The 24168-nt window shown below is 68.7% G+C and carries 20 protein-coding genes and 1 pseudogene; 8 read left to right on the top strand and 13 right to left on the bottom strand.

Translation table 11 applies throughout. From position 1 onward, the window contains the following. Positions 1–326 precede the first annotated feature (326 nt). Both ACIA5H_RS21710 and ACIA5H_RS21715 read right to left on the bottom strand, forming a co-directional pair. On the bottom strand, positions 327–602 hold the full coding sequence (locus ACIA5H_RS21710) for a hypothetical protein (RefSeq protein ID WP_397077164.1): 276 nt from the start codon (positions 600–602) through the stop codon (positions 327–329). A gap of 188 nt (positions 603–790) precedes the next feature. Continuing rightward, positions 791–1492 (bottom strand): hypothetical protein, encoded by a 702-nt coding sequence (locus ACIA5H_RS21715; RefSeq protein WP_397077165.1) that lies wholly within the window; start codon positions 1490–1492, stop codon positions 791–793. Between the two features lie 564 nt (positions 1493–2056). Here ACIA5H_RS21715 and ACIA5H_RS21720 point away from each other — a divergent pair. Next, positions 2057–2308: pseudogene (locus tag ACIA5H_RS21720) on the top strand (NUDIX domain-containing protein); the annotation flags it as partial. Between the two features lie 120 nt (positions 2309–2428). Here the strand turns inward: ACIA5H_RS21720 and ACIA5H_RS21725 are convergent. The 6 genes from ACIA5H_RS21725 to ACIA5H_RS21750 all read right to left on the bottom strand — a co-directional run bounded on the left by ACIA5H_RS21725 (position 2429) and on the right by ACIA5H_RS21750 (position 10502). Continuing rightward, positions 2429–4957, bottom strand: a complete 2529-nt coding sequence (locus ACIA5H_RS21725) for an ABC transporter permease (protein WP_397077166.1) — start codon at positions 4955–4957, stop codon at positions 2429–2431. Between the two features lie 34 nt (positions 4958–4991). Then, positions 4992–5768 carry an ABC transporter ATP-binding protein gene (locus tag ACIA5H_RS21730; protein WP_397077167.1) on the bottom strand — a complete coding sequence of 259 codons (777 nt, stop codon included), beginning with the start codon at positions 5766–5768 and terminating at the stop codon, positions 4992–4994. Positions 5769–5823: 55 nt separating this feature from the next. Then, on the bottom strand, positions 5824–6744 hold the full coding sequence (locus tag ACIA5H_RS21735; RefSeq protein ID WP_379254865.1) for a hydroxymethylglutaryl-CoA lyase: 921 nt from the start codon (positions 6742–6744) through the stop codon (positions 5824–5826). 160 nt (positions 6745–6904) lie between these two features. Next, the gene (locus tag ACIA5H_RS21740) at positions 6905–8125 is read right to left on the bottom strand and encodes a CaiB/BaiF CoA transferase family protein (RefSeq protein ID WP_397077168.1); all 1221 of its coding nucleotides are present in this window, start codon (positions 8123–8125) and stop codon (positions 6905–6907) included. 418 nt (positions 8126–8543) lie between these two features. Further along, entirely contained in the window at positions 8544–9473 is a 930-nt protein-coding gene (locus ACIA5H_RS21745; RefSeq protein WP_379254862.1) for a TauD/TfdA dioxygenase family protein, read from the bottom strand. 258 nt (positions 9474–9731) lie between these two features. After that, on the bottom strand, positions 9732–10502 hold the full coding sequence (locus ACIA5H_RS21750) for a deoxyribonuclease IV (protein WP_355077239.1): 771 nt from the start codon (positions 10500–10502) through the stop codon (positions 9732–9734). 124 nt (positions 10503–10626) lie between these two features. Here ACIA5H_RS21750 and ACIA5H_RS21755 point away from each other — a divergent pair, with 124 nt between their 5' ends. The 4 genes from ACIA5H_RS21755 to ACIA5H_RS21770 all read left to right on the top strand — a co-directional run bounded on the left by ACIA5H_RS21755 (position 10627) and on the right by ACIA5H_RS21770 (position 16280). Beyond that, positions 10627–11757, top strand: coding sequence for a protein kinase (locus tag ACIA5H_RS21755; protein ID WP_397077169.1), 1131 nt, complete (start codon positions 10627–10629; stop codon positions 11755–11757). A 125-nt stretch (positions 11758–11882) separates the two neighbouring features. Beyond that, positions 11883–13691 (top strand): protein kinase, encoded by a 1809-nt coding sequence (locus tag ACIA5H_RS21760; protein ID WP_355077242.1) that lies wholly within the window; start codon positions 11883–11885, stop codon positions 13689–13691. A gap of 3 nt (positions 13692–13694) precedes the next feature. Next, entirely contained in the window at positions 13695–15299 is a 1605-nt protein-coding gene (locus ACIA5H_RS21765) for a serine/threonine-protein kinase (protein ID WP_379254858.1), read from the top strand. Positions 15300–15332: 33 nt separating this feature from the next. Next, positions 15333–16280 (top strand): MerR family transcriptional regulator, encoded by a 948-nt coding sequence (locus ACIA5H_RS21770; RefSeq protein ID WP_397077170.1) that lies wholly within the window; start codon positions 15333–15335, stop codon positions 16278–16280. Here ACIA5H_RS21770 and ACIA5H_RS21775 read toward each other — a convergent pair. Both ACIA5H_RS21775 and ACIA5H_RS21780 read right to left on the bottom strand, forming a co-directional pair. Next, positions 16265–17095: a GNAT family N-acetyltransferase gene (locus ACIA5H_RS21775; protein ID WP_379254856.1), complete on the bottom strand. Its 831-nt coding sequence runs from the start codon at positions 17093–17095 to the stop codon at positions 16265–16267. The two genes, ACIA5H_RS21770 and ACIA5H_RS21775, sit on opposite strands and share 16 nt — an antisense overlap. 84 nt (positions 17096–17179) lie before the next feature. Further along, positions 17180–17410, bottom strand: coding sequence for a hypothetical protein (locus tag ACIA5H_RS21780; RefSeq protein ID WP_355077249.1), 231 nt, complete (start codon positions 17408–17410; stop codon positions 17180–17182). Positions 17411–17759: 349 nt separating this feature from the next. Between ACIA5H_RS21780 and ACIA5H_RS21785 the strand changes: the two genes are divergently transcribed. Beyond that, positions 17760–18188 carry a hypothetical protein gene (locus tag ACIA5H_RS21785; protein WP_379254855.1) on the top strand — a complete coding sequence of 143 codons (429 nt, stop codon included), beginning with the start codon at positions 17760–17762 and terminating at the stop codon, positions 18186–18188. Between the two features lie 36 nt (positions 18189–18224). Here ACIA5H_RS21785 and ACIA5H_RS21790 read toward each other — a convergent pair whose 3' ends face one another. Both ACIA5H_RS21790 and ACIA5H_RS21795 read right to left on the bottom strand, forming a co-directional pair. Beyond that, positions 18225–19349 (bottom strand): acyl-CoA dehydrogenase family protein, encoded by a 1125-nt coding sequence (locus ACIA5H_RS21790; protein WP_397077171.1) that lies wholly within the window; start codon positions 19347–19349, stop codon positions 18225–18227. Between the two features lie 9 nt (positions 19350–19358). After that, complete coding sequence (locus ACIA5H_RS21795; protein ID WP_355077254.1) at positions 19359–20531, bottom strand: acyl-CoA dehydrogenase family protein; 1173 nt, start codon at positions 20529–20531, stop codon at positions 19359–19361. Positions 20532–20735: 204 nt separating this feature from the next. On the opposite strand from ACIA5H_RS21795, the gene ACIA5H_RS21800 reads away from it, so the two are divergent. Next, positions 20736–21446, top strand: a complete 711-nt coding sequence (locus ACIA5H_RS21800) for a hypothetical protein (protein ID WP_397077172.1) — start codon at positions 20736–20738, stop codon at positions 21444–21446. Positions 21447–21656: 210 nt separating this feature from the next. Here ACIA5H_RS21800 and ACIA5H_RS21805 read toward each other — a convergent pair whose 3' ends face one another. Next, positions 21657–22796, bottom strand: a complete 1140-nt coding sequence (locus ACIA5H_RS21805) for an epoxide hydrolase family protein (protein WP_397077173.1) — start codon at positions 22794–22796, stop codon at positions 21657–21659. A gap of 97 nt (positions 22797–22893) precedes the next feature. On the opposite strand from ACIA5H_RS21805, the gene ACIA5H_RS21810 reads away from it, so the two are divergent. After that, positions 22894–23874 (top strand): helix-turn-helix transcriptional regulator, encoded by a 981-nt coding sequence (locus ACIA5H_RS21810; protein ID WP_397077174.1) that lies wholly within the window; start codon positions 22894–22896, stop codon positions 23872–23874. Positions 23875–24168: the final 294 nt, after the last annotated feature.

The following is a 24168-nucleotide window of genomic DNA, read 5'->3' on the forward strand; positions in this document are numbered from 1 at the left end:
GTTCGCCGACCAGTTCGAACAGATCTGGGGCACCATCACCCCTCGTGTTTCGCGATCAGGTGCCGGTGTTTGCCCAGGCCAGGCGAATGGTGTGAATTTGTTCAGGGGTGGGGTCGCCAGGTAGGTCGGCACAATATTGGGCAGCGATCAGCGTGCGGCGCAGCTTGGCGAGCATGTCCGGATAGCTGGGGATGTGGTCAGCAGCGCCAGACCGGATCGGCGAGGTTCGCGCACGACCAGCACCCGCACCGGCTGGGATCGGAACGCGCCGTACCACAGGCAGCGGCGTTCGTGCACGGTCACGGTGGCGGTGCGACCGTAGCGGGTCACCGTGACCTGCTGTCCGGGTGTGGTGGCGGCGAGATCGGCCGGGGTGCCGATACTTTCGCCGCGGGTGCGGGGCCGGCCCCGTCGCCCGCGCTGTGATGCCACGTCCCGCCGAGCCGGGCGGCGGTGAGCATGCCGCACACCGTCCGCCGCGTGGGCGCGGCGATCACCCCGACCGTCAGGGCGACGAACGTGGTGAAGGTGGAGGTGGTGAAACACGGCCGGAACGCATCCAGCAAGGGCTGCAACGACTTCGGTACCGCAGGAATCGACACAAACCGCCGATCATCACCCCACACACCCGCCGCCGATTCCCCGACACGCCGACAAGGTCACCGGCTGTCACACGTCAGCTGCCATTCCGGTCGCTCAGACCTACCTGACTATCCTGAACCATAGTGCTCGGTAATGCCGAGCACGGTTACACCGCAGGCGTGGAAGTGAACGTTCAGCGTGTAATTGGTTATTGCATCATCTGGATGGGCGGGTGCTCATGTGACACCGGGCAGATTCGGATGATCTGGTCGTTGACGTCGGAGACGCAGATCTGGGTCGGCGTGCTCGGCCCGCCTTGGTAAGCGCCCCATGAGATGTTGGCGGCTTGGTCCTCATACGGAATCCAGTGGTGGATGTCGGATCGCCACTCGCGGCTGGCGATCGTCAGTAGCGGCTCGGTCGGGGTGCCGCAGGTGGGGCAAGGATTCGGATAGGGATCTTGCATGCCCCATCTGATAAAGCCGCCGATCTTCCATCCGGGTGCGATACACAAGAAGTTGTAAGGGTGATCGTCGTCTTCGAGACCGCCGAACTCGACTCCGGGAATCTGGGCCATGGTCCACTGGTCCACTCGTTGCCGAAGCTCCCCCTCGAGCTCCCCTGAGTGCGGGTATTCGATCACTTGTTCCGGATCGATCATGCACGGTTCGGGCACCAGGTCTTCCTCGTACTCCGCGGGTTCCGGAGGATCCATCAGAACGTCGGTGATCGCCGCTGCCAACCGCCAGAACAGTGCGGTCTTGGGCATACCATCGTCGTCGTGCTCGAAGGGGCACCACAACACTTGCAGCAGGTCCGCCCCCTCGGGCGGAGACAAACCGGGCACGTCACGGACGTACAACTGCGCGACCGGCACCATCGCAATCGACCCGTCGGACTCCGGTTCCAAATCGTGGTCCTCAGCGTGGCAGTACGGCCATGGCTCGCTCGCCGGCCACAACAGTGGCCCCCCGATCGAACTGTCGTGCGCCGATGGTGTTCCCGGACGGGGGTGCAACCGAGTCACGGTGCGGGCCAGTGGCGCCAGCTCAGGAAAGACGGCCACGAGATCGACCGGACGTGGCGGCGTAGTGCGAGTCATACAACAACCTCTGGAGGAACGCGGAAACGTTCGATTTCGATGATGGATGGGACCGGCGCGGTCTCGTCCCGAGGCTAGGGGTCCGGGCCTCGATCAACTTCCCATCATTGGGTATCCGCCAGTGCATGGCCTCGGGGGCATGACATCTCGACATGAACTGACATGCCGCTTACAGATCGGGTTCTCCTGGTCGTGGCGGGGTGGTCAGCGGTGGAGTACGGGACTGTAAAGACTCTTTACACGCTGTCCGGCGGGGTTGGCCGCGCGCCCGTAGTCGGTAGCCGAGAACATCGCCGTACGCGTCGAACACCCGTTCGCCCAAAACTGCGAAAGTGAAGATCACCCCGTACACAACGACGCAAGGATTCGCCAATGGGCTCACGGCGTGACTACTACCGAGATCCGAACGCACCACGGCCGAACTCGCTGAAGCCGGGAGCGTCCGCGTTGGTGACCGACGAGCACGGGCGCGTGCTGATGCAACGCCGTGGCGACTCGGGTAACTGGTCTCTACCCGGCGGAATCATGGAAGTAGGCGAGACCCTCGAGGATTGCGCAGTTCGGGAGACCCGCGAAGAGACCGGGTTAGACATAGAGATCACTGGTTTGCTCGGTATATACACCGACCCTGAGCACGTGATCGAACACGCGGACGGAGAGGTCCGGCAAGAGTTCGCAGTAGTTTCCGCGAGGACACGCCGCAGTCCCGTGCGGCGCACAATGATTGTGCGCCGCACGGACCTGTCAGAGATCGGCGATCGCGGCCAATGGTGGCGTGCGCGCCGCCCGCACCGCAGGCCACAGCGCGGCCAGTACTCCGACGACCGCCGAGCTGACCAGGACCAGGACCAGCTGGCTCCACGGGATGGCGATCTGGTCGAGACCCAAATCCCTTAGCGTGCGCAGGAATCCGACGCCGAGTCCCAGGCCGAGCACCATGCCGACGACCGCGCCGAACACCGCGATCAGCATCGACTCCAGATAGATCGTGCGGCGCACCTGGGCGCGCTGCATACCGACCGCGCGCAGCATGCCGATCTCCCGGCGGCGCTCCACCACCGACAGCGCCAAAGTATTGACGATGCCAAGGATCGCGATCACCACCGCCAAGGCGAGCAGGCCGTAGAGGATGGCCAAGAGGGTGTTGATCTGCTTGCCTTGCGCTCCCTTGAATTCCTCACGGTCCTGCACCTGCACCACGACGAATTGCTCGGTGGCCTTCTCCAGGTCGGCGCGCATCGCGCTGGTATTCGCGCCCGGTTGCGCCTTGATCAGCACGAGGAAGTTGGTCCGGAAGTTGAGCGGGACCACCTCGTCGTAGACCGTCTGCGACACCACCATCGGGCCGAGCAGCGGGTTCTTCTTGTACACACCGGTGACGGTGAGCGGGACCTTCTTGCCGTCGACGCTGGTCGGGGTCACCTCTTCGCCGACTTTCCAGCCGCGGTCGTTCGCTTCGTCCTCGGACACGAGCACGTCCCTGGCGCCGAGAGTGTCGCTGCCGCGCACGATCTCGTAGTTCAGCACACCGGTCAGCGGACCGTCCGGAGAGGACGCGAACACCTGATCGCCGCCGAGCTTGAACGCGGCCCCCCGCATTCCGACCACCTGCGCCACGTTCGGCACCTTCGTCCGGGCGGCGTCGGCGGCACCGAACGGCACCCCGAGCAATTGCGGGCCCGCCAGCACGTAGTCGGCCCGCACGCCCTTGTCGACCAGCACGCCGACGCTCTCCTTCGCCGAAGCGCCCAGCATGCCGATCGCCGAGACGAGCATCAGACCCAGCGTGAGCGCGAAGGCCGTCGCGGCGGTGCGGCGCGGATTGCGCGACGCGTTGTTGCGCGCCATGCGACCGATCGGCCCGAACGGGCGCACCAGCACGCCGAGCCCGCCGACCAGCGGTCGCGACAACGCGGGCGCGGCCAGCAGCACCGCGAAGATCAACCCGAGCGCGCCGACGCCGACCGTGGCGGCCGCCGTGCCACCGGTGCGCTGCGCGCCCAGCACGACGAGGACCGCGCCGAGCGCCGCGAGCACCGCGCCGAAGATCGTGCGCAGGCGCAGCGACTCCCCGATGGACGCGAATTCCTCGCGCATGGCCTGCACGGGCGGGATGCGCGAGGCGCGGCGCGCGGGCGCGTAGGCGCTGACCATCGTCACCGCGAGGCCGACCAGCAGCCCGACCACGACGGTGCGCGGCCGCACCGCCATCGATCCGGTCGGCAAGCCGAGATCGAAGGCGTTGAGCACCGCCGACAATCCGAACGCCAGGGCGACGCCGCCCGCGAGGCCGACCACGCTGCCGATCAACCCGATGACGAACGCCTCCGCCACCACCGACGTGCCGACCTGCTGCCTGCTCGCGCCGACCGCGCGCAGCAGCGCGAGCTCCCGCAGGCGTTGCGCGACGATCATCGAGAACGTGTTGTAGATGATGAACGTGCCGACGATCAGCGCGATCGCGCCGAAGGCGAGCAGGAAGTAGTTGATGAAGTTGAGCGCGTTGGAGATTTCCTTCTTCAGGTCGGCACGCACCTGATCGCTGTTCTGCACTTTGTAGCCGGGCAGTGCCTTGGCGAGGTTGTCGCGCAACTCGTCGCCGGGAATGCCGGTGGCCGCCAAGTCGACGTAGGCGACGTGCAGGCCGTCGGTGAACAGCTTGCGCGCCTGCGTGTCGTCGAACAGCACGCCGATGAACCCACCTGTGTCGGAGGGAACCTCGTAGATGCCGGTGAGGGTCACGTCGATCGGATCGGCCTGGGAGGGGATGAGGATCTTGGTGCGGTCACCGATCTTCAGTCCGGCCCGGTCGGCCCCTCCGGTGTTGAGCGCGATCTCGCCGGGCCGGGCGGGCGGGACGCCTTGCAGGAACTTCTCCGGCTCCGCGACGGCCTTCTCCGGCGGCAGGTACGACTTGCCGAACGTCGGCGCCCCGCCGGTCTGCACGGCCTTCTTTCCGGTCGGATCGAGCAGCACCACCGGTCCGTTCACGCTCGGCGCGACCGTGCGGACGCCGGGATACTTCCCCAGCTCGTCCACCACATTGTTCGGAACGCCTTGCGCCTGACGTTCTTTCGGGCTGACCCGAACGTCGACGCCCTTCGCCTCGTTGGCGAAGATTCCGTCGAATGTGCTCTGCAGGGTGTCGGTGAACACGAACGAACCCGCGATGAACGCGGTGCCGAGCACCACCGACAAGAGGGTCAGCGCGAGCCGCACCTTGTGCGCCGCGAGATTGCGCAGCGCGACCTTGCGCATCGGACTTCCAGCCATTACGCCCGCCCCCGAATCTTCCGCGAACGCCCGGTCACGCCTGCTCCAACGCTTTCATCCGGTCGAGCACGGTGTCGGCGGTCGGATCGCGCATCTCGTCGACGATGCGTCCGTCGGCGAGGAACACCACCCGGTCGGCGAACCCGGCCGCGTGCGGTTCGTGGGTGACGATGACGACCGTCTGCCCGAACTCGTCCACCGCAGCGCGCAGGATCGACAACACCTCCTCCGAGGAGCGCGAGTCCAGGTTGCCGGTCGGTTCGTCGCCGAAGATTATGTCCGGCTTACCCACGAGCGCGCGGGCGCAGGCCACCCGCTGCTGCTGTCCGCCGGACAACTCGCTGGGGCGGTGGGTCAGCCGACCGACCAACCCGAGCCGCCGCACCACGGTCTCCAGCCATTCGCGATCGGGTGTTCGCCCCGCGATGTCCAGCGGCAATGTGATGTTCTCCAGCGCCGTCAACGTCGGCACCAGGTTGAACGCCTGGAAGACGAAACCGATGCGGTCGCGGCGCAAGCGCGTCATCTGCTTGTCGGACAGCGAGGTCAGGTCGGTGTCACCGATGCGGACGGTGCCCGAGCTGGCGCTGTCCAGTCCGGCCAGACAGTGCATGAGCGTCGACTTGCCCGATCCCGAGGGACCCATGATCGCGGTGAACTCGCCCTTCGCGAACTCGGCCGACACCCCGTCCAATGCCCTGACCTGGGTATCGCCCGATCCGTAGACCTTGGTCAGTTCGATAGCGTGGGCCGCGACATCGGTCGATGCCGCCAGGTCGGCGGTGTCGGCGCCCAAGGCTTGCGAAGTCATGCCGTCCAGTCTTACCGGCATCGCCGCCGCACGCCATCAGGGAACACCCTGTGTTTCAGGCCTCACCTACGACCCACTCGAAGGCGGATGCTTTGGATCGGGCGCCTTCGAGGGTGCGGGAGCGGTTGGGTTCGCCGAGTTCGGACAGCAGGTCCTCCGACAGGTTGACCAGGGCGGCCAGGGCGGTTGGGGTGAACCAGTCCGGCCTGGTGGCGAACAGGATGTCCTCGGAGGCGGTGTTTCCGCTGGCACCCGGCGCGAAGGGGCAGCCGCCGAGACCGCCGAGCGCGCCGTCGACCATGTCCGCGCCGGCCGCGACCGCGGCGAGGGTGTTGGCCACGCCCATGCCCCAGGTGTCGTGACCGTGGAAGACGACGCGCCGGGGAGGCGTCCGGTCCCGCACCGCCGCGACCAGGGCGGACACCTCGCCGGGGTGGGCCTGTCCGAGCGTGTCGGCCAGGACGATGTCGTCCGCGCCCTCGGTGCGCGGGTCGCGGGCGATGGCCAGTACCCGTTCCGGGTCGACCGGGCCGTCGAACGGGCAGGTGAACGCCGTCGCCAAGCAGAGCTGGATCGACCCGTCCACCTCACGGGCCAGGCGCACCGCGTCCGGCATGGCGGCGACGCTGGCCTCGGTGTCACGTCCGATGTTCGCCCGGTTGTGCGCGTCGGAGACCGAGAAGCAGTACTGGAAATTCCGCACTCCCGCCGCAGCGGCCTTCTCCACATGGCGCGGCGTCGCCACCCATACCCAGCAGCGGCGCAGTTCCTCCGGCGTCAACGCGGCGACCAGCTCCATGGTGTTCGCCATCGGCGCGACCAGGTCCGGGCGCGCCATAGAGCCGATCTCCAGCGCGGGCACCCCCAGCGCGAGCAGGCGGCGCACGATGTCAACCTTGCGCTGCACCGGCAGCAGCTTGCCGGTCAGCTGCAGTCCGTCGCGCAACGTGACATCGCGCAGCAAAGGCGCGGTCATCGCTGCTCCCGCGCCCGGTGATGGCCGCACATCACGCCGCCCCATGGCTTCTCGCCCGCCCCGGTCGGATTCGGCTGCACCGTGGGCCTGCTGATCCCCGGCGAGCGCGGTTCCCTCGCGTCGCGCCCCTTCGGACGCCTCCGGTCGTGTGGCCGCGTGCTCATCGCGCCTCCAACGCATCGATCTCGGCTTCGCTCATGCCGAGCAGGCCGGACAGCACCTCTCGGGTGTGCTCACCCAAGTCGGGTCCGACGCTGCGGATGGGCAAGGACTGTCCGCCGATCACCGGGACGATGCCGGGGAAGCCGACAGCCTTGGGCTCCGGCGCGCCGACGTCCACGGTGAACGACTGGATCATGTTGCGCGCCCGGTACTGCTCGTCGGCCACGATGTCGGCCGCGGTGTAGATCGGACCGCACGGAATAGCGGCGGCGTCCAGCAGCTTCAGGGCCTCGTCGCGGGTGTGCCGAACCGTCCACTCCCCGATCGCCGCGTCCAGCCGCTCGCGATTGCGCCAACGGCCCGCGTTGTCCTGCAGGTCCGGGTCGGCGGCCAGGTCCGGCCGATCGATGACCGCCATGTAGCGCTGGAAGATGGCGTCGCCGTTGCCGCCGATGATGATGCTGGTGCCGTCCGCGCACGGGTAGGCGTTGCTCGGCGCGATGCCCTCCATCCGGCCGCCGACGCGTTCGCGCTGGATGCCGTAGGCGAGATAGTCCGGCACCAGCGATTCCATCACCGACAGGATCGCCTCGTTCAGCGCCACGTCGATCACGCGCTCCCGCAACGGGACCGGCGTGTCCGACTCGGCGCGGCGCTCGCGCTGGAACAGCGCCATCACGGTGCCGAACGCGGCGTAGATACCCGCGATGGAGTCGCCGATCGAGACGCCGGTGCGCACGGGTGGACGGTCCGGATCGCCCACCAATTCGCGCAGTCCGCCGATCGCCTCGGCCACCGCCGCGAAACCGGGACGCTCCGACAGCGGGCCGGTCTGCCCGTAAGCGGAGATCCGGGTGATCACCAGATCCGGATTCGCCTCGTTCAGCACCTCCGGCCCGAGACCCCACTTCTCCAGCATGCCGGGCCGGAAATTCTCCAGCAGCACGTCACAGCGCCGGATCAGGTCGAGGACGATCCCGCGCCCCGCCTCGGTGCGCAGATCCAGCGTGATCGACTTCTTGTTCCGGTTGATCGTCCGGTAGAGCATCGAGGTGTCGCCGCCGTAGAGCCGCCAGTTGCGCAGCTCGTCGCCCGCTTTCGGGCGTTCCACCTTGATCACCTCGGCACCGAAGTCGCCGAGGATGCGCCCGGCGGTCGGCGCGGCGATGTAATTGCCGAGCTCCAGGACGCGCACCCCGTCCAGCGGCCGAATACTCATGGCAACCAGTATGGGCTGTGTTGGTTTTTGCAGCGCCTGCGGCGCTGCGTGTTCACGGCCCCGAGAAGTCTCGCGCCCGAGCGACCGAGACTCGCGACTGCGTCGCATGCACTTCGGTCACTCGGCCGCGAGACGGGCCGCGAACGGCGCTCGTAAGACTCGCGCCCGGCGGGGTTGGGTCGGTTTCGGGCGGCTCTAGGTTGTTGTGGCAACCTCCGGTGCCGGGGGCAATACGCGAGTACGCCTGCCCCCGCGTCAGTGGACCGATCCGCGGTTCGCGGTCAGGTCACTTACGGCATTTCGTAGCCCGACCTGCATATATGGCAGGCCGGGCTCCTCGGCGACGGCTCACAGCGACCCGAAGACACCGCATGGCCCCTCAACAGCCGGAGGCCCGGCAACCATGCGGGGTCCGCGTTCAGGACGCGAGCAGCTGGGTGTTCTCGACGATCGAGTAGTGCTCGGCGTTGCCCGCGATGATGGTGCTCGTCGAGCCGTCGACGCCGACCGGGACATCGCCTGCCAGGGTGATGCGGGTCAGTTTGCGTGGCTGGTCGTCGTAGTCGTCGATGGCGTAGTGCTGGGTGGCGCGGTTGTCCCAGATGGCGACGTCGCCCGGCTCCCAGTTCCAGCGGGCGGTGTTCTCCAGGCGGGTCACCCGGTCCTGGAACAGCCGGAACAGCGCGTGCGACTCCGTGCTGGACAGCCCGACGAAATGCTTGACGAAATGGCCGAGCAGCAACGCCCGCTCCCCGGTCTCGGGGTGCACGCGCACCACCGGGTGCTCGGTCTCGTAGTAGGTGGACTCGAACTCGGCGCGGTAGGCGGCCGTGTTGGGACGCGGCGTCTCCTCGGCGCGGGCGTAGTCGTAGACGTTGGTGTGCACGGCGCGCAGGGATTCGGCGAGCCGCTTGAGCGGCTCCGGCAGCGACTCGTAGGCCGCGACGGTGGACGCCCAGGTGGTCGCGCCGCCGTAGGACGGCAGGTGCACCGCGCGCAGGATGGACGCCTTCGGGATGCGGTCGACGAAGGTGACGTCGGTGTGCCAGCTGTTGGCGCGGCCGTGCTCGGAATCGATCGCCAGGCTCTTCACACCATGCGAGGTGACCGTCGGGTGCGGGGTGGTCGGCGAGCCGAGCAGCTGGGCGAACTCGTACTGCCCGTCCTCGGTGAGGTGGTCCTGACCGCGGAAGAAGATGACCTTGTGCTCCAGCAGCGCGCGACGGATCACGTCGATGGTGGCCGGATCCAGGTCTCCGCCGAGCCGGACGTTGTCGATCCGCGCGCCGATACGAGCGCCGAGCCTGGTCACCGAGGCTGTGGATGGGGTGGCGGGTGCGACCGTCATGAGATCACCTTCGCTGTCGAGATCGGTTACTGCTCCGGAGAGCAGACCACCCAAACGACCCCTCTGACCAGGGTTTTCGTCGCACTGATCGCAAACGGCGCGAAAGCACCACCACTTCGGCCCACCGAGCGCGAGCCCGACCCGGACACCGCCCAGCTCCATTCCGTTCTGCGGGGCGCTGCCCAAACATCGTCGGGACGACCGAGCTGACCCAGCCCCGCCGGGTGCGAGTCTTACGAGCGCCGCAAGCGCTGCAAATCAGACACAGTGCTCGCGCAAGTACGCCAAGTCCTCCGCAAGGCCGTCCGCTGGAGTCTCCAGCACGACCGGCGCGTCCGCCGTGCGGCACACCTCGGCGAGCAATTGCGGGTCGATGGTGCCGTCGGCGAAGTTGGCGTGACGGTCGGCGCCGGAGTCGAATTCGTCGCGCGAGGAGTTCAAGTGCACCAGGTCGATCCGGCCGGTGATCGCCTTGATCCGGTCGACGACGCCGATCAGCTCCTCGCCGCCCGCCCAGGCGTGGCAAGTGTCCAGGCAGAATCCGGCGCCGTACTCGCCGACCGCGTCCCACAGCCGGGCGATGGAATCGAAATGCCTGGCCATGGCGTGATTGCCGCCCGCGGTGTTCTCGATCAGGATCGGCACCGCGAAGCCGCCTTTGTCCTGCTGACGCTCGAACAGTTTGCGCCAATTGTCGATTCCGGTCTCCAACTCGGCGTCGGAACGCACATGCCCGCCGTGCACCACCAGACCGAACGCGCCGAGTTCGGCGGCCGCCTTCGCCTGCTGGGCCACCGCGTTGCGCGAGGGCATGCGCAGGCGGTTGTTCAGGCTGGCGACGTTGATCTGATAGGAGGAGTGCACCACGACCTCGATCGGGCTGGCGAGAATCTCCTCGGTCCGCGGATGCGGGGTGGGTTTGTCCCAGCTCTGCGGATCGACCACGAACATCTGGATGACGTCGGCGCCGAGTTTCTCCCCGAAGCCGATCGGGTCGCTGTCGAGCCGGACGTGTGCTCCAATGCGCATGCGGGTCACAGTACTGGCTGCTACCGACGACAATCGAGGTTGCGCCGCGAGGTGTTGCATCCCGATGGCTCATCGAGATACATGGGTAGTGTCCGCGCGCTCGACTCGACAAGGGGGTGTACAGGTGTTGCAGACCGGCGAGATCTTCGCGGGCTACGTGATCAAACGCGTCCTCGGCCATGGCGGCATGGGCACGGTGTACCTGGCCCAGCATCCTCGGCTGCCCCGCCTGACGGCATTGAAGCTGCTCAAACGCGAACTGTACGCCGACACCGACATCCGCCGCCGCTTCGAACGCGAGGCCGATCTGGTGGCACGGCTCGATCACCCGAACATCGTCACGGTGTTCGATCGCGGCGCCGAGGACCGGCAGCTGTGGATCTCGATGCAGTACGTGCCCGGCGCGGACGCCTCCTGCGCGGACGTCGACGTGCTCGCTCCGTGGCGCGCGGTGCAGATCGCGGCCGACACCGCCGCGGCGCTGGATTTCGCGCATGCGAACCAGGTGCTGCACCGCGATGTGAAACCGGCCAACATCCTGCTGGCCAAGGCGCCGATCGGTCAACCGGAACGGGTGCTGCTCACCGATTTCGGGATCGCGGGCATCCGCGGCGCGGAGAGCACGATCGGCTCGTCCGGCACGATCACCGCGACACTCGCCTTCGGCGCCCCGGAACAGCTGATCGGCAGGCCGCTGGACGACCGTGCCGATCAGTATTCGCTGGCGTGCACGCTGTTCTGGATGCTCACGGGGGCGCCGCCGTATCCCGGCGCCAACCCGGCGGCTGTGGTGAACAGCCATCTGTACGCGCCGATCCCGGTGCTCAGCCGCACACTTCCCGGACTGCCGCCCGCGCTGGATCCGGTGCTGGCGCGTGCGATGGCCAAGCGGCCAGAGGATCGCTTCAACAGTTGCGCCGAGTTCGCCGCCGCCGCGAAATCCGCCCTGTCCGAACAGCGGGCCGGGCATCGGACGGCGCCGCACGGCATTCATCCCGACGGGTATCCAACCGCGCCGACATACCACGCGGCCGCGCCGCAGCACCTACCGAGGCCGCGGGAAACCCCTCGACCGTCCCCGAGTTTCCTGCCGCCGCGCCGCCCGGCCCATCCCGGCCTGATCGAGTTGCCGAACTTGCCCATGCGCCCGGGCTCGGTAGTGCGACCGCACCAGCAACCTCCGGACGCTCGGCCTCCGCCGGGCGGTCCGACGCATGTCGATCGCCCGCGCCGCACCACGCTCGACGAGCGATAGGTGAGGCGCGATTACTGCTATGGTTTCGATGTTTTCCGTGGTCGGGCCCATCTCCGGCCACGCGTTCTTTTGCTGTACGCCTGTTCGCCGGTGGGTCCCGGCGGGCGGCGGGAAGTGGAGCAGTCATGCTGGCCAGCGGTGACGTTTTCGCCGGCTATGTCATCGAGCGGCAACTCGGCCGCGGTGGCATGGGCTCGGTATATCTGGCGAAACATCCGCGGCTGCCGCGGATGACCGCGCTGAAGCTGCTGAATCGGGAGATGTTCTTCGACAAGGAGGTGCGGGCGCGGTTCGAACGGGAGGCGGATCTGGTCGCCCAGCTCGATCACCCGAACATCGTCACGGTCTACGACCGCGGGCTCGAGGACGAGCAGCTGTGGATTTCGATGCAGTACGTCGACGGCATCGACGCCGCCTCGGTGGAGCCGAAGTCGCTGCCGCCCGTACGCGCGGTGCAGATCATCAAGGAGACCGCCGACGCGCTGGACTACGCGCACGGCAACGGGGTGCTGCACCGCGACGTGAAACCAGCCAACATCCTGCTGGCCCGCTCCGGCGCCGGTCGCGGTGAGCGGGTGTATCTCACCGACTTCGGCATCGCGCGGCTGCGCGACGACACAGGCCACCTCACCCAGACCGGCACCTTCACGGCAACGCTGGCCTACGCCTCGCCCGAGCAGCTCACCGGCGCGTCGCTCGACCACCGTTCCGATCAGTATTCGCTGGCCTGCTCGCTGTTCTGGTTGTTCACCGGCACCGGCCCGTTCTCCGCGACGAACCCCGCCGCGGTCATCCAAGGGCATCTGCAGGGCACGCCGCCCGCGCTGAGCGGCGTCCGGCCGGGCCTGCCCTTCGCGCTGGACGGCGTGCTGGCCAAGGCGATGGCCAAGCGACCCGACGACAGGTACGGCAGTTGCGCGGAATTCGCCGCGGCCGCCAAGCAGGCGCTGACCGGTTCCAGCGCGCCGTCGATGCCGGTGGTGGGCGGTCCCCGCCCGGTCACCGGGCCGCAGCACCCCACCGCGGGCCCGCGCCCGGCCACCGGGCCGCAGATCCCCACCACGGGATCGCCGTATCCGGCTGCGCAAGGTCACTACGTCAGCGGCCCTGGCCACCAGGTGCACACCCCGCAAACCAGCGGGCCGAACGCGCTCGCCTCGGCGTCGCCCGCGACTCCGCCGCCCGCGCCGGTGGTGAACTCGCGGCCGCACACCGGTCCCGCGCCCCAGCCGACGGCCGCCAACCCGTATCCCCAGCAGCAGGCCGGGTTTTCCACCTTCGCCCCGCCACACGGCGCGCACGTGCACCACTCGGCCGCGCCGCCGCCCAAGAAGAACACCGGCCTGATCATCGGCCTGGTGGTGGGCGTGGTCGTGTTGATCGTGGTGGTGCTCGGCATCATCGGCGCCGTCTCCGATTCGGGCTCGAGCAACGCGGGCACGACGACCACATCGGCGGTGAAGCCGAATCTCGTCGACGCGACCCCGGAGTCGGTCAGCGCGGAGTTCCCGCGGATGGTGCCCGCCTCCAAGTCCGAGGAGGTCGGATACAACGGCGCCGAATGCTGGCTGGCCTCGCCGAGCTCGCCGCCGTCGCCGTCCAAGGGCGAACCGGACTTCGGTGACTGGGCCGCGCAGTGGCGCTGCTTCAAGGGCGGCAACAACGAGGATCCGTACTACCGGATCTACGTCTACAAGGCCCCCGCCGATGTGCAGGCGGTGCTGAAGGGCCTGCCCTCGTCGGCCGCCAAGTCCACCGACACCAACGGCGGAAAGTCCTACACCAATTACAAGTACGTCGACGACGGCGCCAAGATGGTCACCGCGTTCACCGGCGATCCCGATCGGACCCAGTACCTTATGTACACCGACGGCTTCTCCCACACCACCGTCGACGAGCTGCTGCGCTGGTGGCGCTCGGCTCCGCTGAACTGACCGATGCACCACACCGGCGAGGTCTTCGCGGGGTACACCATCGAACGCCTGCTCGGCCGCGGCGGGATGGGATCGGTGTACCTGGCCCGGCATCCGCGGCTGCCCCGGTTGACGGCGATGAAGCTGTTGAACCCGGACCTGTTCGACGACACCGAGTCCCGCGCCCGCTTCGAGCGGGAGGCGGACCTCGTCGCACGGCTGGATCACCCGAACATCGTCACGGTGTTCGATCGCGGCGTCGAGGGCGACCAGCCGTGGATCTGCATGCGCTACATCGACGGCACCGACGCCGCGGCGCTGGACGCGTGGACGCTGCCGCCGCCACGGGCGGTGCAGATCATCGCCGAAACGGCCAAAGCGCTGGACTTCGCGCACAGTCGCGGCGTGCTGCACCGCGACGTGAAACCGGCGAACATTCTGCTGGAGCGCGTCGAGGGAGACCAGGAACGGGTCTTCCTCTCCGACTTCGGCATCGCCCGATTCCGGGACGACACCGGACGGCTCACCCAGACCGGCACCTTCACCGCCACCCTCGCCTACGCCGCGCCGGAGCAATTGTCCGGTGCGCCGCTGGATCACCGCGCCGACCAGTACTCGCTGGCCTGCACGCTGTTCCGGTTGCTGACCGGCACGGTGCCGTTCGACGCCACCAATCCGGTCGCGGTGATCCAGGGGCATCTCAACGCACCGCCGCCCGCGATCAGCAGGCTGCGGCCCGGATTGCCGGTGGCGCTGGACGGCGTGCTCGCCAAGGCGATGGCCAAGCACGCGGCCGATCGCTTCGACTCGTGCGGCGAATTCGCCGCCGCCGCGTGGCAAGCGCTGACCGCGCCCGCGGCGTGGCCCTCGCCGAGTCATCCTCCGCTGCACGCGGAACCACCGCTCCCCAGCGCGGGCGGGGGCCTTCGTCCGCAGCGGCGTCCCCGGCGCAGAGCGCGACTGGAGGCCGTGATAGGTCTGATGCTGGCGCTGGGCCTGGCCGCCGCGCTCGCCGCGCCATCGTTCCACGACACCTCATCCGGCTCCGCCGCATCGACCACCACGGTGGCCACGCGGAACACCGACGCCACCACGCCGCCGACCGCCCAGCGCCCGACGACGAGCGTCTCGGCCACCGCGGACCGTGCCACCATCGGCGCCCGCGCGGCCGAGCTGAGCGCCGCGTTCCCGGACATGCTTCCGGAGACCTCCGCCCAGCGCCTGGTCCACTCCGGAACCGGGTACAACAAGGCGGGCTGTTTCGCCCACGCACCGGATTCCGCGACGACGCGCGACCACGAGGATCCGGATTTCGGCCCCTGGCTGGTGATGTGGAGCTGCTTCGGCGGGCCGAACAAGGCGTCTTTCGACTTCTACCTCTATGGCTCCCCGGCCGACGCGCAGGCCGCGCTAGCGGCGTTACCGGCCAACGACCGCGCGACCGCCACCAACAACAGCGGGCACAGCTACACGAATTACACCCTGCACGACAGTCGGAACCTGCGGCCGCGAATGGTCACCGCCTTTTCCGCGGACCCGGGACGGGCCGCCATGCTGATGTACAGCGCCGGATTCATCGCCACCGAAGCCGAGTTCATGAATTGGTGGAAATCCGCGCCGCTGAATTGAGTTTCCCCCAGGGGGAGACGCGAGGGTAGGCACATGGACGACACCCGCTTCACCATCGGCGCCGTTGCCGAACGCACCGGCCTCAGCGTCAAGACGATCCGGTTCTACGCCGACAAGGGCGTCGTCCTGCCCACCGAAATCAGCCCATCCGGCTACCGCCTCTACGACGTCCGCGCGCTGGCGGAACTGGATCTGGTGCGGACGCTGCGCGCTCTCGGACTCGACCTGGCCACCGTCCGGCGCGTGCTCACCCACGAGCTCGCGCTGTCCGAGGTCGCCGCGGCGCACGCCGACGCACTCGACACCCGGATCCGGATCCTGCGTCAGCGACGAGCGGTTCTGCGCGCGGTGGCCGGGCAGGGCTCGACCCCACAGGAGTTGGATCTCATGCACAAGCTCGTCACCTTGTCGGCTGCCGAACGTCATCGACTGATCGAGGATTTCGTTGAGGCGACCTTCGGCGGACTGGACGCCAACCCGGAACTCACCGAGTTGCTGCGCACCGCACTGCCGGACCTGCCCGACGATCCCGCACCCGCGCAGGTGGCCGCGTGGGTGGAACTGGCGGAACTTACCGCCGACACGGACTTTCGGGCGGCGATCCGGCGGATGGCCGAGTACCAGGCGCGCGAACGCGCCGAGGGCGATACGACGGGTCTGCACCACGCACTCACCGAGGCCGTGCGCGACCGGGTCGAGGCGGCCATGGCGGCGGGTGTCGCGCCCGGCTCTCCCGCGGCGGCCGAGGTGGTCGCCGACCTCGCCGCGCGTTACGCGGCCACGTTCGGCAGGCCCGACGATCGCGCGCTGCGCGAGTGGATGCTGGAACGCCTCGCGGTGGCCGATGACGAACGCGTGGAGCGGTACTGGCGGTTGCTCGCGGTGATCAACGGCTGGGCCGCGCCGCCGAGCCTGACGCCGGTGTTCGCCTGGTTCACCGCCGCCCTGCGCAGCGTCCTGGCGGGCTACTCGAAGACATAGTGCGCGAATTCGTGGGTCGGGTGGAAGCCGATCGCCCGGTAGATCCGGTTGGCCGTCGTGTTGTCGGTGTCGGCGAAGAGGCAGACCTCCAGGTTCTGGGCTCGCAGCTGCTTCGCGACGTGCGCGGTCACCGCGCTGGCGTACCCGTTTCCGCGGGCGTCCGGCGGGGTGTAGACCGGCCCGATCCGCGACCAGCCCTGAATCGGGATCTGATGCGCGGCAAGACTGACCGGTTGCCCGTCGCGTTCCCACAGCCACCACCGGCCCGCTTCGACGCGGCGCCGGATCGCGGCCTCGTCCAGTCCGGACGCCATGCCGGACTCCGCGCGCATGGCCGCGAGCCAGTCCCCGCACAGGGCGACATCGGATTCCAGGGCGCGGCGTGGCGCTCCGGCCACGTCCGGGATCCGCAGCGCGCCGAGCCGGTGCAGCCGGGTGCGGTACGACTGCTGAAAATCTCTCCCCAGCAGTCCACACCAGTGCTGGGCGAAATCGGTCGCGTCCGCGACGACGCCCTCGACGCCCGCGGTTTCGGGGACGACCTCGGCCAGCGCGCGAGCCACCGCGGGAATGCCGTCGGGCGGTAGCGCGCCGAGATACACATCGCGACCGGCCACGCGCATGGCGGCGCCTACCACCGCCGCGTCCTCGCCGTGGACGGTAAGAAATCGCGATGGCTCAGCCGGGGCATCCATGCCCGTGACATGGTTGGCGACGCTCGTGGTGAGCACGGTGTGCCGCAGCGGATCGCGGAGCAGGAACGCCCCCGCGACCGAGCGGAACTCGGCGGCGTCGGTGGTGATCTCGATCCTCATACAGATCACGGTAGGCGCCTGAGATCTTGCGCGCCTTCGTTTCTCACGCCCGTCGCCGGGCCTGTGGGCGGCCGACCGGCCGGTTTACGGTCCGTCCGCTTCGCCGCCACCCGCGCGGAGTTTGAGCAGAACCAGTCCCGCGGTGCAGGCGAGAATGAGTCCGGCGACGGTGATTTCGACGTGCAGTCCGGCGATGCCGAGCACCGCCCCGACGAGTCCGCCGATGAAGATCAGCCAGGCGAGCGTCCGCGACACGATCGTGGACAGCGAGCGGCCCTGCTGGTTCGACGCGGGATGCTGTGCCGTTGCCGACACGGCATCTTCTGCGGCGCGGGACGAACCACGCCGCGACGCTGTCGAGTAAGCTCCCATCATCTACTCCTCGATGACGCCGGTCAGAGAACCACAATCACGTTCTCACACAACGTGTCTCTCATCCTTGAACCGGCGTCTCACGCGTAACTTTGCTCACACACGCTACGACTCCGGGACGCCGGAAGATAGCGACACGTGCCCACGACACGCCGAAGAGACCAATTCGATATCTGAATGAGAACTGTTTTAAATGCGCCATCCGGCGCATACCCAGCGACCACTCGCCTCGCCGGACCGACCGGCCTCGAGTAAGGTGAGTCCACTCGATACACACCGAGGAGCGTCACCGTTGGAAAGCAGCAGGGCCAAGATCGCCGGTCCGGCGATCGCCGTAGGAGCGGTTTCCATCGGGCTCGTCCTGATCGGCGCCTGTGGCGTCGGTAAGCACGACACCTACGTGCCGCCCCCGCCACTCAAGGCGGGCGAGTACGCCGAACCCGTTGTCCACGAGAACACCACCGGCTCGACGACCCCCAAGGTCGTCATCCCGCCGTCGCCCAGCTGGCGGATCGCACCAGCCGAGCAGCGGCACCCCACCCCGTTTTCGGGCTTCATGAGCAGCACCACCGCCGAGCCGTCCCCGGGGAATCCGCACGACGACACCACGCAGGCGGCGCCCCCCGAGGAGCCGAGGCCGACGGCCGCGCGAGCGCCGGCGAGCGACTCGACGGACGAAGCGCCCAACCAACTGCGGACGACGCCGCGAGACGACGAATGACGCGGTGGTGCGCGAAACGCACCACCGCGGCACTCCTTACAGTTCGGGCAACTCGTAGTCGCCGACCCGCGAGCTGAGCACCCGCAGATGCTCGAGGCCGCTACCGAGGGTGCGCTCGATCGCGGTCAGCCGGGCCACGTAATGGCTCACCGGATACTCCGCGGTGACGCCGATGCCACCGTGCATCTGGATCGCCTCCTGCCCGATGTGACGGGCCGCGCGGCCGACCTGCAGCCGTGCGCGCGACGCGATCACCGGATCGTCGGCCCCGTCCGCCAGCGACGCCGTGGCGTACAGGCTCATGCTGCGCGCCAGTTCCAGCGAGACGTACATGTTGGCCGCTCGCTGCGTGAGCGTCTGGAACTTCGACAGCGTGACACCGAACTGCTTGCGCTGCTTGAGGTAGTCGGTGGTCAGGCGCAACGCCTCTTCCATCGCGCCGACCGACTCCGCGCACAGGCTCGCCTGCGCGTGGGTCAGCACCGACTCGATGGCATCGGTCGCGTCCGCCGCGCCGAGCCGCTCGGCGGGCGCGTCGGTCAGCTCCACCTGCGCGCCGCGCTGGCCGTCCACCGTGCGGTAGGACTTGCGGACCACACCCGTCGCGTCCGGCGCGACCAGGAACAGACCGACGCCACCCTCGGGCAGCGCGGCGCTGACCACGAGTTCGTCGGCGCTGTCGCCGTGCGCGACGGGGTTCTTCACGCCGGTCAGCGTGTACGAATCGCCCTGCGCCGTGGCGGTGGTCGCCAGTTCCGCGGCAGGCCAGCGCACCCCGGCCTCGGCATGGGCGAAGGCCAGCAGCTTCGCACCAGAGGCCACCTCGGGCAGGATCCGCTGCCGCTGTTCGGCGCTGCCCGCCGCGGCGACCAGGCCACCGGGGACCAGCACCGCGTCCAGGATCGGTTCCGGCGCGAGCCTGCGGCCCACCTCCTCGAGCACGACCATGGTCTCCACCGGACCGGCGCCGACGCCGCCGTCCTCCTCGGTGAAACTCAGGCCGAGCACGCCCAGTTCGGCGAGCTGACGCCACACGTCGCGGCTCCAGCCCAGTTCGGAGTCCACCACCTTCAGCCGTGATTCGGCGTCGTAGTTGCGCGCGAGCAGGTCACGGACCGTGTCGCGGAGCATGACCTGTTCATCGGTGAGATCGAAATCCATGGTTGCGCCTCACAATCCGAGGATCGTGGAGGCGATGATGGTGCGCTGCACCTCGCTGGAGCCTCCGTAGATGGTTGTCTTGCGGTAGTTCAGGTAGGAGGGGCCGCTGCGCTGCGCCCAGCCGGGCGAGGCGATGTCGTCCGCGCCCACCGGGATGGCGTCCGGTCCGGCGATGTCCAGCAGCAGCTCGGTGGCGGCCTGCTGGAGTTCCGAACCGCGCAGCTTCAGCACCGAAGAGGCCGGATTCGGCTTGCCGTCGGAGGAGTTGGAGACCACCCGCAACTGGGTGAGCTCCAGCGCGAGCAGCTCGTTCTCCAGTTCGGCGATCCGCGCCGCGAACACCGGGTCCTCCAGCAGCGTGCCGTTGCCCGACTTGATCTTCGCCGCGTACTGCTTCGCCACGCCGATCTTGACCTTGGTGCGGCCGACGCCGGTGATGCCGGTGCGCTCGTTGCCGAGCAGGAACTTCGCGTAGGTCCAGCCCATGTTCTCCGCGCCGACCAGCTGATCGGCGGGTACCCGGACGTTCTCGAAGAAGACCTCGTTCACTTCGTACCCGCCGTCGATCAGCTTGATCGGGCGGATGGTGACACCGGGCGACTTCACGTCGAACAGCAGGAAGGAGATGCCCGCCTGCTTCTTCGCCGCGCTCGGGTCGGTGCGCACCAGGCAGAAGATCCAGTCCGCGTACTGGGCCAGCGTGGTCCAGATCTTCTGGCCGTTGACGATGTAGGAATCACCGTCGCGGACCGCCGTCGTGCGCAGCGACGCCAGGTCGGAGCCCGCGTCAGGCTCGGAGAAGCCCTGGCACCACCAGATGTCCAGTGCCGCGGTGGGCGGCAGGAAACGCTCCTTCAGCTCCTGCGAGCCGAAGTGGGCGATCACCGGGCCGACCATCTGCGCGTTGAACGTCAGCGGCTCCGGCACCGAGGCCAGCTGCATCTCGTCCTGCCAGATGTGGCGCTGCATCGGCGTCCAATCCTTGCCGCCCCACTCCACGGGCCAATTGGGCACCGCGAGGCCGTGGTCGTTGAGGATCTTGTGCGCGGTGACGATGTCGTCGCGGGTCAGCTCACGGCCGTCCCGGACGCGCTCGCGAATGTCGGCCGGGATCTCGGTCCGATAGAACTTGCGCAGTTCGTCGCGGAAGGCGACGTCGTCTGGGGACAAGGATAGTTTCATACGCATCTCCCTGCGTGTCTCGTACGTCCGCGTCCAAACTACCCCCCGGTAATCCTGCCCTGTCGACTGGATCACAGGTGCGGGACACACTCGCCGTTCGCGGCGTCGGATTCCGCGCCGCTCCCCGGGACGGCGACCGGCGCGAGCTGGTACGTTGCTGCAGGTGGGCCGGGGGCCCACAGGGTTCGGTATCGAGGAGAACGAGTGAACGGCAGGACCATCGCACGCGCCGCGGCCGCCGCGGCATCCCTCGGCATCGGCGCGGTTGTCACCTTCTCCGCGCCCGCCACCGCCGAGCAGACCCAGGCGCCGGTGGACACCGGCCTGGCGCATCTGACCGACATCGCGGGGGCCGACCCGTCCGCACAGGAGGGCATCGCCGCGCTCACGCGCTACGCGGGCTTGATCGACGCCGCGCACCTGCGCGAGGTCTCCAGCGTGTTCACCCCGTTCTCCTACGCCGCGCCCACCTTCGGCTGCGGCAGCAACGGCCCGATCACCACGATCATCGCCGCCGCGACGACCGAGGGGACCGGCAACGGCCGTGACCTGAACGTGGAGCCCGGCGAGCTGCGGTTCAGCGCGACTCCTTCGCACTCCGGCGCTCCCCTGGCCTCCGGGCTCGTGGTCGCCTGGGTGAACGTGAACACCGGCGCCAGCGGCATCGACCCGCTCGACGACGTGACCGAGTACCGCCAGCCCACGCTGTCCAAGACAGTCCGCAGCGGTCCCGGCACGGTGCTCGCTTCGATGTGGGGCATCATCGACTACCCGTTCGCCCACTGTGTGATGACTCCCACCGTGGGACTTTTCACGGTGCCGGACAACCCGGTTCCGCCGCCTGCGGCTCCGGCGCCCAACCCCGCCCCTGCTCAGCCCGCGCCGAGCGGCTCCGGCGGCGAACCCACCCCGTAGCAACGCTTCGTCGCTGACGTCGGCCGACCGGCGTGCCCGGCCCCGACGGTCCGAGGCCCGGCCGCTCGATGCGACCGCGCCGTCGCGTCGGTAATCGAACGGCCAGGATGGCCCGATCCGCCGCATGGACTCCCGCCACCCGTGGAGCAACCGGGCACCGGCTGCTCCACGCATCGCCGAATCGACCGCGCGCCGGGCAGGCGCCGCTCCCTATCGGACGGCGGCGAAGAACGCGCGGATGTCGGCGACGTGCGCGTCCGGGCATTCCATCGCGATGAAGTGGTTGCCCGTGTTGCCTTCCGGCCAGTGCACGATGGTGTTGTCGCGCTCGGCGAGCCGCCGCATCAGCGCGGAGCCGCCGCCGTACGTGCCGGTCGGCACCGCTTTCTGTCCCTTCGGCCAGGTGAACCCGCCGTCGCCGAGGCCGTTGTACATCGGCCAGGACGACGAGGCCGCGGTACCGGTGAACCAGTACAGGCTGACGTTGGTCAGCAGCTGATCGCGGCTGATCACGTCCTCCACCCGGTCGGCGAGCGGGGCGAACTCGGTGAACTTCTGCATCAGCCAGGCGAGCAGGCCCACCGGTGAATCGGTCCACGCGTGGGCGAAGGTCTGCGGGGCGGGGCGCAGCAGGACGTGATGGTCCACGCCGCCGGTCATCCACTGCTGCATGAGGTCCCACTCGGCACGTTCGTCCGGCGTCATGGTGGGCACGTCCGCTTCGGTGGGCATCCCGATCCCGCCGTCGAGGTGCACGCCGATCACCCGGTCCGGCGCGGCGATGGCGAGTTCCGGCGCGACGTAGGCGCCGAGATCGCCACCCTGTGCGCCGAAGCGCCGGTAGCCGAGCCGATCCAGCAGGGTCAGCCACATCCCGGCCACTTTCGCCGGTGTCATGCCTGGCTCGCGCGGCCCGTCGGAGAAGCCGAAGCCCGGCACCGAGGGCACCACGACGTGGAAGGCCTGCGCGGGATCGAGTCCGTGCGCACGCGGATCGGCGAGCGGGCCGATGGTCCCCGCGAATTCGGCGAACGAGTTCGGCCAGCCATGGGTGAGGATCAGCGGCGTCGCGTCCGGTTCCGGCGAACGCACATGCAGGAAGTGCACGTCGAGCCCGTCGATATGTGTCTTGAACTGCGGGAACTCGTTCAGCGCCGCTTCCTGGGCCCGCCAGTCGAATCCGGTCCGCCAGTACTCGGCCAGCCCGCGCAGATAGTCGACCGGCACGCCGCGATCCCAGCCCGTGCCCGGCAGCTGGGCGGCCCAACGGGTGCGAGCGAGCCGATCGTGCAGGTCGTCCAGGTCGGACTGCGGAATCTCGATGCGGAACGGGCGAATGGCGGTGGTCATCGGTACGCCTCCTCGGCGGTCGGTGCTGCGGTACAGCGATGACGTTAAGCAGCATCTAGGACCGAACAGGTCCTAGATTTCCGGCATCATCTGATTCGTGAACGACACTCCCGCCCGACTGCTTCGCCTGCTGTCGCTGCTCCAGACGCCACGGGAATGGCCGGGCAGCGAATTGGCCGAACGCCTCGGTGTCACCGACCGCACGGTGCGCCGCGACATCGATCGGCTGCGCGAACTCGGCTATCCGGTGACAGCGACGCTCGGCGCTGCGGGCGGATACCGCCTCGCGGCGGGCACGGCGATGCCGCCGCTGCTGGTCGAGGACGACGAGGCCGTCGCCATCGCGGTCGGGTTGCGGGCCGCCGCCGGGTCCGCGGTGGCCGGGATCGAGGAGGCGTCGGTCCGGGCGCTCGCCAAGGTGGAGCAGGTGCTGCCCGCGAAGTTGCGACGCAGGGTGCGGGTACTCGCCGTCGCGCTGACCCCGCCCACCGCCGACGGGCCCACGGCCGACCCCGAGGTGCTCGCCACGCTCGCGGCGACCGTGACCAACCGGGAGCGGGTGCGTTTCGCCTACCGCGACGAGGCGGGCGGCGAGACCAGGCGCAACACCGAGCCGGTCGGCCTCGTGCCCGCCCGGCGGCGCTGGTATCTGGTCGGCTACGACCTCGATCGGGCCGGCTGGCGGGTCTACCGCGTCGACCGGATCGACCGCCCGCAGCCCACCGCCGCCCGCTTCTCGCCGCGTGCGCTACCCGCCGCCGATGCCGCCGCCTACGTCGCGGGCCGCCGCACCGACTGGGGCACACCGTCCTTCCGGCTCCGAGTGACCATCCACACCTCCGCCGACCGGGTCACGGGGCGACTGGGTGAAAGCCCCGGCGATGTCGTCGCGATCGACCCGGACACCTGCCGGATCGACGCCCGGCGCGACGACGCGCCGGAATGGTTGGCTCACCGGCTGCTCGCGCTAGGGGCGGACTTCGAAGTCCACGAGCCTCCGGAACTCATCGCCCATCTGCGGGCCATCGCTGACCGCGCCGAGCGCGCGATCGACCCACGGCAGGGACCTATGATCTGAGTTCGCCGGTCCCGCTTGCCGATGACAGCATCACCGGCCGCTTGCACAAGCAAGGCGTACTCAAAACCCCTGCTGGACAGGATATTCACCTCGCTGCGGTGTGTGGACCGCACGTTCGATGCCGGCTCGTGGACACGCGGTCCTCCAGGCCCTGCGGCGCGATACCCGCGCGGCCGGATTGCCGGGCGCGCCGACACGGTGCCGCCGATCGATGTGGAGATGGACGCCGCTTCGCTCCCTCTTCGCGCCGATACCGCGACGGCGCCGAAGCCTGTGATCCCGACGACAGCGGCT

It is taken from the genome of Nocardia sp. NPDC051900 (genome assembly GCF_044452545.1).
Lineage (GTDB): Bacteria > Actinomycetota > Actinomycetes > Mycobacteriales > Mycobacteriaceae > Nocardia > Nocardia sichangensis.

What these genes read in the sequence shown, in the direction of transcription:
- ACIA5H_RS21725 (WP_397077166.1), bottom strand. Translation starts at nt 4,957, where the DNA reads ATGGCTGGAAGTCCGATGCGCAAGGTCGCGCTGCGCAATCTCGCGGCG.
- ACIA5H_RS21730 (WP_397077167.1), bottom strand. Translation starts at nt 5,768, where the DNA reads ATGACTTCGCAAGCCTTGGGCGCCGACACCGCCGACCTGGCGGCATCG.
- ACIA5H_RS21735 (WP_379254865.1), bottom strand. Translation starts at nt 6,744, where the DNA reads ATGACCGCGCCTTTGCTGCGCGATGTCACGTTGCGCGACGGACTGCAG.
- ACIA5H_RS21740 (WP_397077168.1), bottom strand. Translation starts at nt 8,125, where the DNA reads ATGAGTATTCGGCCGCTGGACGGGGTGCGCGTCCTGGAGCTCGGCAAT.
- ACIA5H_RS21745 (WP_379254862.1), bottom strand. Translation starts at nt 9,473, where the DNA reads ATGACGGTCGCACCCGCCACCCCATCCACAGCCTCGGTGACCAGGCTC.
- ACIA5H_RS21750 (WP_355077239.1), bottom strand. Translation starts at nt 10,502, where the DNA reads ATGCGCATTGGAGCACACGTCCGGCTCGACAGCGACCCGATCGGCTTC.
- ACIA5H_RS21760 (WP_355077242.1), top strand. Translation starts at nt 11,883, where the DNA reads ATGCTGGCCAGCGGTGACGTTTTCGCCGGCTATGTCATCGAGCGGCAA.
- ACIA5H_RS21765 (WP_379254858.1), top strand. Translation starts at nt 13,695, where the DNA reads ATGCACCACACCGGCGAGGTCTTCGCGGGGTACACCATCGAACGCCTG.
- ACIA5H_RS21770 (WP_397077170.1), top strand. Translation starts at nt 15,333, where the DNA reads ATGGACGACACCCGCTTCACCATCGGCGCCGTTGCCGAACGCACCGGC.
- ACIA5H_RS21775 (WP_379254856.1), bottom strand. Translation starts at nt 17,095, where the DNA reads ATGAGGATCGAGATCACCACCGACGCCGCCGAGTTCCGCTCGGTCGCG.
- ACIA5H_RS21790 (WP_397077171.1), bottom strand. Translation starts at nt 19,349, where the DNA reads ATGGATTTCGATCTCACCGATGAACAGGTCATGCTCCGCGACACGGTC.
- ACIA5H_RS21795 (WP_355077254.1), bottom strand. Translation starts at nt 20,531, where the DNA reads ATGAAACTATCCTTGTCCCCAGACGACGTCGCCTTCCGCGACGAACTG.
- ACIA5H_RS21805 (WP_397077173.1), bottom strand. Translation starts at nt 22,796, where the DNA reads ATGACCACCGCCATTCGCCCGTTCCGCATCGAGATTCCGCAGTCCGAC.